At 37.0% G+C, this 11,714-nt stretch carries 16 protein-coding genes; 15 read left to right on the top strand and 1 reads right to left on the bottom strand.

What is annotated here, in order from left to right; all coding sequences use genetic code 11:
- The first annotated feature begins 61 nt into the window (after nucleotides 1-61).
- The 13 genes from spoIIAA (at nucleotide 62) to ABH955_RS09310 (ending at nucleotide 9,319) form a co-directional block, all read left to right on the top strand.
- Nucleotides 62-412 (top strand): anti-sigma F factor antagonist, encoded by a 351-nt coding sequence (spoIIAA, locus tag ABH955_RS09370; RefSeq protein ID WP_002088460.1) that lies wholly within the window; start codon nucleotides 62-64, stop codon nucleotides 410-412.
- Nucleotides 413-853 carry an anti-sigma F factor gene (gene spoIIAB / locus ABH955_RS09365; RefSeq protein ID WP_001243400.1) on the top strand — a complete coding sequence of 147 codons (441 nt, stop codon included), beginning with the start codon at nucleotides 413-415 and terminating at the stop codon, nucleotides 851-853. It abuts the gene before it with no gap.
- A gap of 12 nt (nucleotides 854-865) precedes the next feature.
- Complete coding sequence (gene sigF / locus ABH955_RS09360) at nucleotides 866-1,624, top strand: RNA polymerase sporulation sigma factor SigF (protein WP_002014922.1); 759 nt, start codon at nucleotides 866-868, stop codon at nucleotides 1,622-1,624.
- 136 nt (nucleotides 1,625-1,760) lie between these two features.
- Complete coding sequence (locus tag ABH955_RS09355) at nucleotides 1,761-3,287, top strand: sodium-dependent transporter (RefSeq protein WP_002014921.1); 1,527 nt, start codon at nucleotides 1,761-1,763, stop codon at nucleotides 3,285-3,287.
- A complete protein-coding gene (locus ABH955_RS09350; protein ID WP_000016829.1) occupies nucleotides 3,287-3,385 on the top strand; it encodes a methionine/alanine import family NSS transporter small subunit in 99 nt (32 codons plus the stop codon). The genes ABH955_RS09355 and ABH955_RS09350 overlap by 1 nt, the downstream gene beginning before the upstream one ends.
- Before the next feature lie 116 nt (nucleotides 3,386-3,501).
- Nucleotides 3,502-4,122: a stage V sporulation protein AA gene (locus ABH955_RS09345; protein WP_002067040.1), complete on the top strand. Its 621-nt coding sequence runs from the start codon at nucleotides 3,502-3,504 to the stop codon at nucleotides 4,120-4,122.
- Nucleotides 4,115-4,531 carry a stage V sporulation protein SpoVAB gene (spoVAB, locus tag ABH955_RS09340; protein ID WP_016092269.1) on the top strand — a complete coding sequence of 139 codons (417 nt, stop codon included), beginning with the start codon at nucleotides 4,115-4,117 and terminating at the stop codon, nucleotides 4,529-4,531. Before ABH955_RS09345 ends, spoVAB begins: the two co-directional genes overlap by 8 nt.
- Before the next feature lie 12 nt (nucleotides 4,532-4,543).
- Nucleotides 4,544-5,002 (top strand): stage V sporulation protein AC, encoded by a 459-nt coding sequence (spoVAC, locus tag ABH955_RS09335; RefSeq protein WP_002088449.1) that lies wholly within the window; start codon nucleotides 4,544-4,546, stop codon nucleotides 5,000-5,002.
- Nucleotides 5,003-5,015: 13 nt separating this feature from the next.
- Complete coding sequence (gene spoVAD / locus ABH955_RS09330) at nucleotides 5,016-6,032, top strand: stage V sporulation protein AD (RefSeq protein ID WP_002088448.1); 1,017 nt, start codon at nucleotides 5,016-5,018, stop codon at nucleotides 6,030-6,032.
- 3 nt (nucleotides 6,033-6,035) lie between these two features.
- Nucleotides 6,036-6,386, top strand: a complete 351-nt coding sequence (gene spoVAE, locus ABH955_RS09325; RefSeq protein WP_002014916.1) for a stage V sporulation protein AE — start codon at nucleotides 6,036-6,038, stop codon at nucleotides 6,384-6,386.
- A 5-nt stretch (nucleotides 6,387-6,391) separates the two neighbouring features.
- Nucleotides 6,392-6,961, top strand: coding sequence for a stage V sporulation protein SpoVABEA (gene spoVAEA, locus ABH955_RS09320; protein WP_002088445.1), 570 nt, complete (start codon nucleotides 6,392-6,394; stop codon nucleotides 6,959-6,961).
- Entirely contained in the window at nucleotides 6,948-8,420 is a 1,473-nt protein-coding gene (gene spoVAF / locus ABH955_RS09315) for a spore germination protein SpoVAF (protein ID WP_264539105.1), read from the top strand. Before spoVAEA ends, spoVAF begins: the two co-directional genes overlap by 14 nt.
- Nucleotides 8,421-8,515: 95 nt before the next feature.
- Entirely contained in the window at nucleotides 8,516-9,319 is an 804-nt protein-coding gene (locus ABH955_RS09310; protein ID WP_078177780.1) for a Cof-type HAD-IIB family hydrolase, read from the top strand.
- Nucleotides 9,320-9,350: 31 nt separating this feature from the next.
- Here the strand turns inward: ABH955_RS09310 and ABH955_RS09305 are convergent, their stop codons facing one another.
- Complete coding sequence (locus ABH955_RS09305) at nucleotides 9,351-10,217, bottom strand: DUF1002 domain-containing protein (RefSeq protein WP_002014912.1); 867 nt, start codon at nucleotides 10,215-10,217, stop codon at nucleotides 9,351-9,353.
- Between the two features lie 187 nt (nucleotides 10,218-10,404).
- Between ABH955_RS09305 and ABH955_RS09300 the strand changes: the two genes are divergently transcribed.
- Both ABH955_RS09300 and ribT read left to right on the top strand, forming a co-directional pair.
- Nucleotides 10,405-10,842 carry a peptidylprolyl isomerase gene (locus tag ABH955_RS09300; RefSeq protein WP_000853785.1) on the top strand — a complete coding sequence of 146 codons (438 nt, stop codon included), beginning with the start codon at nucleotides 10,405-10,407 and terminating at the stop codon, nucleotides 10,840-10,842.
- Nucleotides 10,843-11,327: 485 nt separating this feature from the next.
- Nucleotides 11,328-11,696: a GNAT family N-acetyltransferase RibT gene (gene ribT, locus ABH955_RS09295; protein WP_000908403.1), complete on the top strand. Its 369-nt coding sequence runs from the start codon at nucleotides 11,328-11,330 to the stop codon at nucleotides 11,694-11,696.
- Nucleotides 11,697-11,714: the final 18 nt, after the last annotated feature.

Raw genomic sequence — 11,714 nt, 5'->3', positions numbered from 1 at the left:
GATTTTATATCACGAAAATCTTATGTTAATGAGTAAAGTTTGAGCATAAGGAGGAAATCGTGTGAGTCTTTCCATGCATTTAGAAGTAAAACGTGACGTCTTATGTGTGAGGCTAGAGGGCGAGTTAGATCATCATACTGCTGAAGAGTTGCGAACGAAAGTCACAGATATGATTGAGACACATGGTGTTCATCATATTGTTTTGAGCCTAGAGAACTTAACGTTTATGGATAGTTCTGGTTTAGGCGTTATATTAGGCCGATATAAACATGTAAAGGGATTAGGTGGAGAGATGGTTGTCTGTGCAATTTCACCGCCCGTTAAACGTTTATTTGAAATGTCAGGTCTATTCAAAATTGTTCGTTTAGAAGAAAGTGAAGCGCATGCGCTCGCGACGTTGGGGGTGGCGTAGATGAGAAATGAAATGAACCTTCAATTTTCAGCGTTAAGTCAGAATGAATCATTCGCTCGTGTTACGGTAGCTGCTTTTATTGCGCAATTAGACCCGACGATGGAAGAACTAACAGAGATTAAAACAGTTGTGTCAGAAGCGGTTACAAATGCAATTATTCATGGGTATGAAGGAAATGCAGAAGGTGTTGTTTATATTTCAGTGATTTTGGAAGAAGCGATGGTGAAACTCACGATTCGAGATGAAGGGATTGGTATCTTTAACTTAGATGAAGCAAGACAACCCCTTTTTACAACTAAACCTGAATTAGAGCGTTCCGGAATGGGATTTACTATCATGGAAAATTTTATGGATGAAGTAGAAGTTATTTCAAACGAATCTTTCGGGACAACAATCCATTTGACAAAATACTTATCAAATAGTAACGCTCTATGCAATTAAGGAGAATAGCCAATGGACATAGAGGTCAGAAATGAGAAGAAGAAACCTCAGTTAAAGGACCACGAGCTAAAAGCGTTAATTCAAAAAAGTCAAGATGGAGATCAACAAGCGAGAGATACAATCGTTCAAAGTAATATGCGTCTCGTATGGTCGGTTGTACAGCGATTTCTTAATCGAGGATACGAACCAGACGATTTATTTCAAATTGGATGTATTGGGCTCTTAAAATCGGTAGATAAATTTGATTTATCTTTCGACGTGAAATTTTCAACATATGCAGTTCCAATGATTATCGGTGAAATACAACGATTTTTACGTGACGATGGATCAGTGAAAGTAAGTAGATCTTTAAAAGAAACAGGAAACAAAGTCCGAAAGATGAGAGACGAGCTTTCGAAAGAATTTGGAAGGGCTCCAACGATTAATGAGGTAGCACAGGCTCTTGAACTAACGCCGGAAGAAGTTGTTCTGGCGCAAGAAGCGAGTCGTGCTCCTTCGTCGATACATGAAACCGTGTATGAAAACGATGGAGATCCAATTACTATTTTAGATCAAATTGCAGATCAATCGGAAACGAAATGGTTTGATAAAATTGCTTTAAAAGAAGCAATTAGAGAATTGGATGAACGAGAAAGGCTAATTGTGTATTTGCGCTATTATAAAGACCAAACCCAATCAGAAGTAGCGGAGCGCATAGGCATTTCGCAAGTACAAGTTTCAAGACTTGAAAAGAAAATATTAAAACAGATGAAAGATCGAATAGATGAATAGCTATCTATTCGATTTTTTTTATTGTCACGAAAAGGAGAAGATTCCAACTATCGCTTAAATTTACAGAATTTATTGATAATTTAGTTAATTTAAACTATAATCCAAGTATGAACTTGTCACAAAGGGGGAAGGAAACATGGAAACGAGGCAACAATGGGGAACGAGGGCTGGATTTATTTTTGCAGCAATCGGTTCCGCTGTTGGACTAGGGAATATATGGCGTTTTCCTTATACAGCGTATGAAAACGGGGGAGGCGCATTCTTTTTACCGTACTTATTTGCATTATTAACGACTGGTATTTCATTGTTAGCTTTCGAGTTTGCTCTTGGGCATCGTCATCGTGGTTCGGCGCCACTTACATTCTTCCGTATTCATCGACGTGCTGAATTTATTGGATGGTGGCAAATGTGTGTGACATTTATTGTTTCAACATATTACGCTGTAATCATTGCTTGGTCTATTTCGTATACGTACTTTGCAATTACTGGAGCATGGGGGAAAGACACGCAATCATTTTTATTTAAAGAATATTTACATGTTGCAGATAAGCCAGGACAATTCGGGGGGCTCGTACCAGAAGTATTAATTCCGTTAGCTCTCGTTTGGATTATTGTGCTTGGTGTTGCGTTTAAAGGAGTTAAAAAAGGAATCGAAGTTGTTAACCGCATTTTTATTCCGTTACTAGTTGTTATGTTCCTTATTATCGTTGTTCGTGCAGTGACGATGGAAGGTGCGATGCAGGGGCTAGATGCATTCTTTAAACCAGATTGGAGTCGTATTTTTGATGGGAAAGTATGGCTTGCTGCTTACGGTCAAATTTTCTTTAGTTTATCTTTAGCATTCGGAATTATGATTACGTATTCTAGTTATTTACCGAAAAACTCAGATACAACAAATAATGCTTTTATTACAGGATTTGCAAATTCAGGATTTGAATTATTGGCAGGTATTGGTGTCTTTGCAGCTCTTGGATTTATGGCGAATAACATGGGGGTACCGGTTGATAAAGTAGCTAGTGCTGGTGTAGGACTTGCATTTGTAGTATTCCCGCAAATTATTAATGAGTTACCGATGTCGCCGTTATTTGGTGTATTATTCTTCTTATCTCTAACTGTTGCTGGAATTACATCACTCATTTCACTTGCAGAAGTATGCTTTGCCGCTGTATCTGAAAAATTCAGCTTGAGTCGTCAAAAGACGATTGGAATTATGGGAACGCTATTAGTATTAGTTTCTCTTGTTTTTGCAACACGTGGTGGACTTATGTTCCTAGATGTTGTTGATTACTTCGCTAACAATTTTGGATTGATTACAATTGCACTCGTTGAAGTAGTTACAATAGGACTAATATTGCGCCGTTTACCAGTTTATCAAAATCATGCAAACTTTGTATCTGATATAAAGTTAGGAACGTTTTGGAGAGTGAGTTTACTCGTTATTACCCCGCTCATGTTAGGGTATATGTTAATTGATGGTACAATCCAAAACATTAAAAAGAACTACGGAGGTTATCCAACAGAGTTTGTTGTAACGTATGGCTGGTCGATAGCGGCAGCGTTTCTTATAGTTGCACTAGTCATTAGTCTGAAGAAATGGAATGCACAAATACATTCAGACTCTGTCCAGCTTGAAAAAGAATGGAAGGACCGAGGTGTTTCATGATGAGTGGATCAGCGATTATGATGATGGTTATAGGTATGGTAGTCATTTGGGGAGGACTTGCATTAAGTATTGCAAATTTATTTAAGAAAAAGGCATAAGCTAAAAACATCTGTACCGAAATGGTACAGATGTTTTTTTTATGAAAAAATTGTATTAGAAAAAATTCCAATAACCATACTACAACTACGAGGAAGAGTGAAGGGGTGAATGAAAATTGGAACAAACGATTTATATTAAAATGCGCAATCGCTTAAAAGTGTCTCCTACGTATGAAGTAAAGCTGAGCGATGTTGCTCAACTTGCCGGAGATTCTTTTGTAGTTGAGTTGTTACAAAATGAAATAGTCTACAAAATAACAGCGCATGATAAAACACATGTTGTAATTGATGTTATGAAAGTGATTGAGATTATTCAACAAAAAGCGGCTCACATACAAATTAATTTACTTGGTTCTGGACAAACTCTTGTTGAAATTATATATGAAAAAAAGAAAGTGCATCCGGTTTTCTTCGGACTTGTATGGTTGTTACTTTTCATTGGAGCGGCCCTTGCGATCATTTATTTCCATGAAGATGTAAGTATGCAACAAGTACACCAACGGTTATATTACATGATTACTGGAGAATTTAAGGCGCAACCACTTTTATTTCAAATTCCTTATTCATTAGGTCTTGGATTAGGTATGGTCTTATTTTTTAATCATGTATTTCAAAAGAGAATTAATGAAGAGCCGAGCCCGTTAGAAGTTGAGATGTTTCAATATCAGCAGTCGCTTGATCAATATGTAATTGTTCATGAAAACAAGGATAATATGAAACAGATTGCTGATGATTGAGTGTGCCTTTGTTGTATTAATTGGCTTAGCTGGAGGGATTGCAGTAGGTAGCGGATATGTCGCGTTTTTAGCTGTACTGGGTATAATCCCTCGTTTAGCTCAATTAACGAGAAGTGGAAAGCATATTCAATACTTTGAGTGGGCGGTCATTGCAGGTACTTTAACAGGGGCTTGGTGTAGTTTGAAAAATATTACATTTCAAACGTCACAATATTGGCTTGTTATATTAGGGATATTTTGTGGCACATTCATTGGAATGCTCGCTGCGGCGTTAACGGAAGTGTTAAACGTTTTACCTATTTTAGCGAAACGAGTAAGGGTAGAGGAGAAAATTATTGTTTTACTCGTTGCTCTTGTACTTGGGAAAGTAATAGGCTCGTTGTTTCACTGGATTTATTTCGTAAAGTAGGAGGCAATATATATGGCAGGGCGAAAATTGAAGGATGATTACATAAATAAAGTGAAGGAGTACCATCCAAAACCGAACTATTTCATAAATTGTGTGAAGGCATTTCTTGTTGGTGGACTCATTTGTACAGTCGGAGAAATATTGATGAAATTTTATATACATTATTTTCACTTTAGTGAACAAGAGGCAGGAAATCCGACAGTTGCAACGCTTGTTTTATTGTCGGCGATTTTAACAGGGTGTGGTGTATATGATAAAATCGGGCAGTTTTCTGGAGCGGGATCAGCAGTACCAGTTACTGGATTTGCGAATTCTATGGCGAGTGCCGCACTAGAGCATAGGAGTGAAGGGATTGTTCTAGGAATCGCTACTAACATGTTTAAGCTTGCAGGAAGTGTCATTGTATTTGGAGTCGTCGGTGCATACATTATCGGGTTAATAAGATATACATTTCAAATTTTAATGTCTTAAAGGAGGGGTGGGTATGAGATTGACAGGAAAACAAACGTGGGTATTTCAAAATGATATCTTCGTGAATGCAACTGGTACTGCTGTCGGTCCGAAAGAAGCTGAAGGCCCTCTTGGAAAGGATTTTGATATTTCATATTCTGACTTACATTGCGGAGAGGAAAACTGGGAACTTGCTGAACGAAGGTTAATGTCAGACTCAATTCAACAAGCGATGCAAAAAGGGAATATAAAAAAATCGCAAATTGATTTCTTTTTAGCGGGAGATTTATTAAACCAAACAGTGACAGCAAATTATGTTGCTCGTGAGTATGGTATTCCTTTTTTAGGGATGTTCAGCGCTTGTGCGACGTCAATGGAAACGTTGGCGATTGGATCAGCTTTTATAGATGGTGGATTTGCGAATCGTATTTTAGCTACAGTAAGTAGTCATAATGCGACGGCTGAAAGACAATTTCGTTCCCCAACAGAATACGGAGGACAAAAGCCAGGGACAGCAAACTCAACTGTTACCGGAGCAGGGTCAATATTAATTAGCAATGAGGAGAGTGCAATTAAAATAACAGCAGCAACAATTGGTAAAGTGCAAGATTTAGGAATTGCTAATCCTTTAGATATGGGATCAGCGATGGCACCAGCTGCTGCTCATACAATTCAACAACATTTTGAAGATTTGAGAAGAAGTGCAGCTGATTATGATCTTATTGTTACTGGTGATTTATCGGCTGTTGGGACACCAATTGCGAAACAACTTTTACTTGAGGAAGGGTATGATTTGGGGAATGTATACAATGATTGTGGATTAATGATTTACAATTCAAATCAAGAAGAAGTGTTTGCAGGGGGCAGTGGTTGTGCTTGTTCAGCTGTTGTAACATACGGCCATTTATTGCGTGAAATGCAAAAAGGGAATTTACAAAGAATTTTTGTCGTTGCAACTGGAGCTCTATTAAGCCCCATGATGATGCAACAGAAGGAAACGATTCCAACGATTGCGCATGGTGTTGTGTTTGAAAGCGTTAAAGGAGAGTGAATTGTGGATTTTATATATGCATTTCTTGTAGGAGGAGCTATTTGTGTAATTGGACAAGTGTTGCTAGATTTCGCAAAGTTAACACCGGCACATTTAATGGCAACTTTTGTAGTCGCCGGAGCTATTTTAGACGGATTCGGATTGTACGATAAGCTTATAAAATTTGCAGGTGCTGGGGCAACAGTCCCTATTACAAGTTTTGGACACTCACTATTGCACGGGGCAATGCATGCGGCAGAAAAACATGGATATTTAGGAATTGGAATCGGTATGTTTAGCTTAACGTCTGCGGGGATTTCAGCAGCGATATTATTTTCATTTTTTGTTGCACTTATATGTAAACCGAAAGGATAAATCAAATGAGACGAAGGGTTGTTTTGGTCACAGATGGAGATGAATATGCAAAGCGGACAATTGAGCTGTTAACAAAGGAATTTGGGGGAAGGTGTATTTCAGCATCGCAAAGTAATCCGACCAAATTGACAGGGAAGAAAGTTGTTGAGCTTATTATGCAAACGCCATATGACCCTGTATTTGTCATGTTTGATGACAGCGGATTTATAGGAGAAGGATCTGGTGAAAAGGCGTTAAAGTATGTCGCAACACATAAACAAGTCGATGTACTGGGTATTTTAGCAGTAGCATCTAATACACATCATTGGGAATGGGCACGTGTAGATGTAAGTGTAGATCGGAATGGGAATTTGACAGAATATGGCGTTGATAAATTTGGACTCCCAGATGGTGAAATTGGCAGGATTAGTGGGGATACGATTTATTGTTTAGATGGTCTGAATGTTCCTGTCATAGTGGGGGTAGGTGATATTGGCAAGATGTGCGGAAATGATGAATGGGAGAGAGGATCACCTATTACTAGAAAAGCGATTCAATTAATTTTGGAAAGGAGTGGGTTTTATGACGAAGCCTAAAAAAGTGAATATCCCGATTTCATCTTTTTTAAGTGATAATGAAAATTATTTAAAGCAAACAGTCGGACTCGGTGTTACATACGATGTTGGTATTCGTAAATTTCAAATTTTAAATAAAGAAATTGGTGTGTTATTTGTAAATGGACTTTGTGATACGAATTATATTATCCCTATTTTAGAAGAAGCGGTGGATACAAATGAAATAAGGGATGTAGAAGAAGATACAGTGAAGCTTTTAGAGAATCGTTTAATTCATCAACAAGTAAGTAAAGTGAAAACGATGGATGAGGTAATGCTCCAAGTATTATCAGGACTCATTATTATATTTGTGGAAGGCGAAACGGAAGCGTTCGCAATAGATGTTCGTAGTTATCCGGGCAGGACACCGACAGAACCAGATACAGAAAAGGTAGTGCGCGGTGCAAGGGATGGTTTTGTTGAAAATATCGTTGTAAATACAGCATTAATTCGTAGAAGGATACGCGATCCACGTCTTCGAAATGAAATGATTCGAGTCGGGGATAGATCGCAAACGGATATTTGTATTACATACGTTCAAGATGTTGCAAATCCAGATTTAGTAAAGATTATAAAACAAGAATTAAATAACATTGATGTAGACGGGATTACGATGGCGGATAAAACAGTAGAAGAATTTGTAGTGAAACAAGGTTATAATCCATTCCCGCTTATTCGATACACAGAAAGACCAGATGTAGCAGCAAATCATCTATTAGAAGGACATGTGTTAGTACTTGTTGACACATCACCAAGTGTTATGATCACTCCAACAACATATTTCCACCATTTACAGCATGCAGAAGAGTTTAGACAAAATCCAGCTGTAGGTACATTTTTACGTTGGGTACGTTTTTTAGGTGTTATATTTTCGCTGTTCTTACTGCCATTTTGGTTAGTTTTTGTTTTTAATCCAACTCTTTTACCAGATAGTCTTGCTTTCATTGGACCAAACAAAATGACGCACTTACCAATTTTATTACAAATTTTGATGGCGGAAGTCGGACTCGAATTTTTAAGAATGGCTGCCATCCATACACCGACATCATTGTCGTCTGCAGCAGGATTAATTTCTGCCATATTAATTGGTCAAATTGCAATTGATGTAGGTTTATTTGTACCAGAAGTTATTTTGTATGTAGCGGTTTCTATGATTGGATCATTTGCAACGCCGAGTTATGAACTTGGACTTGGAAATAAGGTCGGAAAATTGTTTGTCATTATTTTAACAGGCATATTTCATGAAATGGGATTTGTCATTGGAATGACGATGTTGATTCTGTTTTTAACATCTATAAGAAGTTTGCAAACACCGTATTTATGGCCGTTTTTACCGTTTGATTGGGGCGCGTTAACGAAAATTTTACTTCGTCCAACTATGTCTAGTTTAAAGGTTCGTCCAAGTATTGTAAGACCTCAAAATGTGCGAAGACAAAAATAAGCGGGATTATGCTCCGCTTATTTTTTATTGAAAATTTATTGTTTTTTTAACAAAAATCAAACATTTTTTTTGTACAATTAGAGTAGATATTGTGTATGGAAGGGGAAGAGGACATGATTAAACTATTTGTAAGTGATTTAGATGATACACTCGTTTACAATATGAATGATATGCAAAAGGAAGATGAACGAGCGCTTTGTTGGCTAGCTGAAAACGGGACAAATATTTGTTTTGCCTCTGGCCGTTTTACTCACCGAATTGATGAGGCGGTAAAAAGGTTTTCGTTCCCGTATTACACAACTAGTTTAAATGGAGCGACAATGATACTACCGGATGGAAAAGTATTTCATGAATCGAGTTTTGAAGATGGGGTTGCCCAGGAAATATATCGATATATACATAAAAAGGGACTAGCAGATATTGTTTGTGCAAATGAGCAGCGATATACAAAAAGGAAGAATGAACATCACCATACTTTTGAAGAGTATATGGGAGTGCATATTGCTGAAATCGAAGAGTTAGAAGAGGAATTTGGGAAGACTGTACACCCTGCGAAATTATTTGTTTTTGGCGAAGAAGAAAAAATTGTAGCATTAGATCAAGAGTTGAGAGATACATTTCATAGCGAAGCGGAAGTCTTTATATCGGGTAAGCGATATGTTGACATTATGCCAAGAGGTGTAAGTAAAGGAAGCGCTCTGAAGCGATTAATGGAACATTTACAAATTGAAGCAAATGAAGTTGCATGTATTGGAGATTCTTTCAATGATATTTCTATGTTTGAAGTAACCCCGCACTCCTTCACCCTCCATCATGCTCATCCGTATGTGAAGGAGAAATCAAATTATGTTGTCCGTTCGGTTGAAGAAGCTATTATGAAATTACCGTTACTTGTATAAAAAAGAAGCTCGTCACTGGCGAGCTTCTTTTTTACTTGAATAAAGATTTAACGAAATCAATGATACTAGAGAAGAAATCTTTTACTTTATCTAGGAAACTTTGCCCTTCTTCAGATCCTAAGAAGGCAGACACATGGTCTTTTGCTTTCTCTAATTGGCTACCAACTTGGTTCCAATCGATATTAAGATTTTTCATTTTATCAAATAACGCTACTAGGCTATCCAACTGTTCATCTGTTAATGTAATACCGAGTTGATCAGCAATTTTTTTAATTAATGTACGTAAATCTTCAGTTGTTTTTGGCTGTTCTTTTGCAATTTCTTCTTTAATTTTTGCAACAAGTTGAACTGCTTTTTCTTCGCCGATTTTATCACCAAGCTGGGCTGTTTGTACCATTTCTTCATTGGCTACTTTTTTTACTTCTTCAGGAATGGCTTTGTTTGATGTTGTTTCATAGGCCTTCATTAAACCTGTTAAAGCAGCAGTTCCTGAAACTTTAAATGGTGCAGTAATTTGAATCTCTGCATCTTTCACACCTGCTGTAATAAGTGCATTTGTGTACATTGCATCTGTTATCGAATTAATGTTTTTTGAGCGTACAATGAGACCTGACCCTGGTTTTGTGTATGTAATCATAGAAGAGGAAATAGCTCTCGTACCAATTTGCGCTTTTGGAACGATGCCCTCTAGAAATTTATGTTCTTCCGCATTAGATACAGTAATAATTTGTGCATCTTTTGGTGCTTTCATTTCTTTCAAAAGATCTTGTTTCTGTTGTTCAGATAAGTTTTCTCCTAGTGTAACAATTGATTCTCCCTCAATGATGTCTGCAAATGAAGCTGTTGGCATAATAAATACGGCTACAGCTAATAGCAGAGCTAGTAATTTCGTTTTCACGAAAAATCGCTCCCTTTCTCTTTCTTAAATTTTCGGGCAACACAGTTATTATAGTATATTTTTCTTATTTGTCACCTAGCTTCTTCCACATTTCAAAAAAGAAGTATGCAGATTGTCGGATTCTTTTTGTTTCTCGTCATGAATATGGTAATATAGTGCTGAGATAGTTGAAAGGAGACATATACATATGAAAACTTTAGGATACATATTAATGGAAAATGGCGAAAAAATCGATTTAGAATTTTTCCCAGAAGAGGCACCAAAAACAGTAGAAAACTTTAAAAAATTAGCAGAGCAAGGATTTTATGATGGTGTGACATTCCACCGCGTTATTCCTGGCTTCGTAAGCCAAGGTGGAGACCCAACAGGCACAGGAGCAGGTGGCCCAGGTTACTCTATCCCATGTGAAACTGATGGAAATCCTCATAGACATCTTGTTGGCTCACTTTCTATGGCACATGCTGGCCGTAACACAGGTGGTAGCCAATTCTTTGTTGTTCATGAGCCACAACCGCATTTAGATGGCGTACATACTGTATTCGGTAAAGCAACAAGCGGTATTGAAACAGTATTAAACATGCGTCAAGGCGATGTAATGAAAGAAGTTAAAGTTTGGGAAGAATAAGTTACGAGAAAAGGAGAGCGATTTTGCTCTCTTTTTTTATTTCCTATAAACAGGGATTGGTATATATTTTAAAGTATATGACACAAATAGGACGGCTACTAACGTTAAATTATATTGTTCATGAGAACACACTTTTAACAAAATACATAGAATGGAGTACGAATTATATGCTTCAATAAATGTATTTCTCTTAACATATTGCTTTTAGTAGAACTACTTTGTTCAAAAGTGGTTAATAAGTGAAATGTGATGAGAAAGGGATTTTCCTTATAGTTCCTATATAGTATTGTCTCTTTTTTGAGCGGTGTAATAGAAAGAAATAGCGTGGAAACATATATTTGACTTTCTTCTTAACGCTTTGTATGATTATCAAGTTGTTTCAGCCCCTTCTCACTCTGGTAAAAATATTGTAGAATGAATGTGATATGAAAAGAGTGATTGAGGGGATAAATAGTTTGTAACTTTTGTAAGAAGGGATAAGGGTTATGTTAATTCGTTTTAAAAAAAGTTATGAAAAAATTGCAATGGGGCTTCTTTCATTTATGCCAACTGAAAAAGATGTAAAAACATTACAATTGACAATGAAAGAATATGAAGCGAAAGAGGATTGGCAATTGTATTTGTGGAAACAAAATGAAGATTTTGTTGGGATAATGGGGATTATAAAAAAAGAAGATCAGGTATTGGAAATTCAGCATTTGAGCGTGAATCCGTCTCACCGTCATATGGGGATTGGGACGAAGATGGTTCAAGAGCTTAAGAGTAAATTTCTTGAGTTTACAATTTGCGGAAATGAGCAAACAGCAAGTTTTTGCAAAAAGTGTAAAGAGCTTGAACAAAATATACATTCATGAAAGCAGGGATAAGTGTTT

Source organism: Bacillus sp. RC240 (genome assembly GCF_044907945.1).
GTDB lineage: Bacteria > Bacillota > Bacilli > Bacillales > Bacillaceae_G > Bacillus_A > Bacillus_A mycoides.
This window is presented reverse-complemented; position numbering and strand designations above follow the sequence as displayed.

What these genes read in the sequence shown, in the direction of transcription:
- ABH955_RS09310 (WP_078177780.1), top strand. Translation starts at nt 8,516, where the DNA reads ATGGAAGGGGAAGAGGACATGATTAAACTATTTGTAAGTGATTTAGAT.
- ABH955_RS09300 (WP_000853785.1), top strand. Translation starts at nt 10,405, where the DNA reads ATGAAAACTTTAGGATACATATTAATGGAAAATGGCGAAAAAATCGAT.
- spoVAEA (WP_002088445.1), top strand. Translation starts at nt 6,392, where the DNA reads ATGAGACGAAGGGTTGTTTTGGTCACAGATGGAGATGAATATGCAAAG.
- ribT (WP_000908403.1), top strand. Translation starts at nt 11,328, where the DNA reads ATGTTAATTCGTTTTAAAAAAAGTTATGAAAAAATTGCAATGGGGCTT.
- spoVAC (WP_002088449.1), top strand. Translation starts at nt 4,544, where the DNA reads ATGGCAGGGCGAAAATTGAAGGATGATTACATAAATAAAGTGAAGGAG.
- sigF (WP_002014922.1), top strand. Translation starts at nt 866, where the DNA reads ATGGACATAGAGGTCAGAAATGAGAAGAAGAAACCTCAGTTAAAGGAC.
- spoVAD (WP_002088448.1), top strand. Translation starts at nt 5,016, where the DNA reads ATGAGATTGACAGGAAAACAAACGTGGGTATTTCAAAATGATATCTTC.
- spoVAF (WP_264539105.1), top strand. Translation starts at nt 6,948, where the DNA reads ATGACGAAGCCTAAAAAAGTGAATATCCCGATTTCATCTTTTTTAAGT.
- ABH955_RS09355 (WP_002014921.1), top strand. Translation starts at nt 1,761, where the DNA reads ATGGAAACGAGGCAACAATGGGGAACGAGGGCTGGATTTATTTTTGCA.
- spoIIAB (WP_001243400.1), top strand. Translation starts at nt 413, where the DNA reads ATGAGAAATGAAATGAACCTTCAATTTTCAGCGTTAAGTCAGAATGAA.
- spoVAB (WP_016092269.1), top strand. Translation starts at nt 4,115, where the DNA reads ATGATTGAGTGTGCCTTTGTTGTATTAATTGGCTTAGCTGGAGGGATT.
- ABH955_RS09350 (WP_000016829.1), top strand. Translation starts at nt 3,287, where the DNA reads ATGAGTGGATCAGCGATTATGATGATGGTTATAGGTATGGTAGTCATT.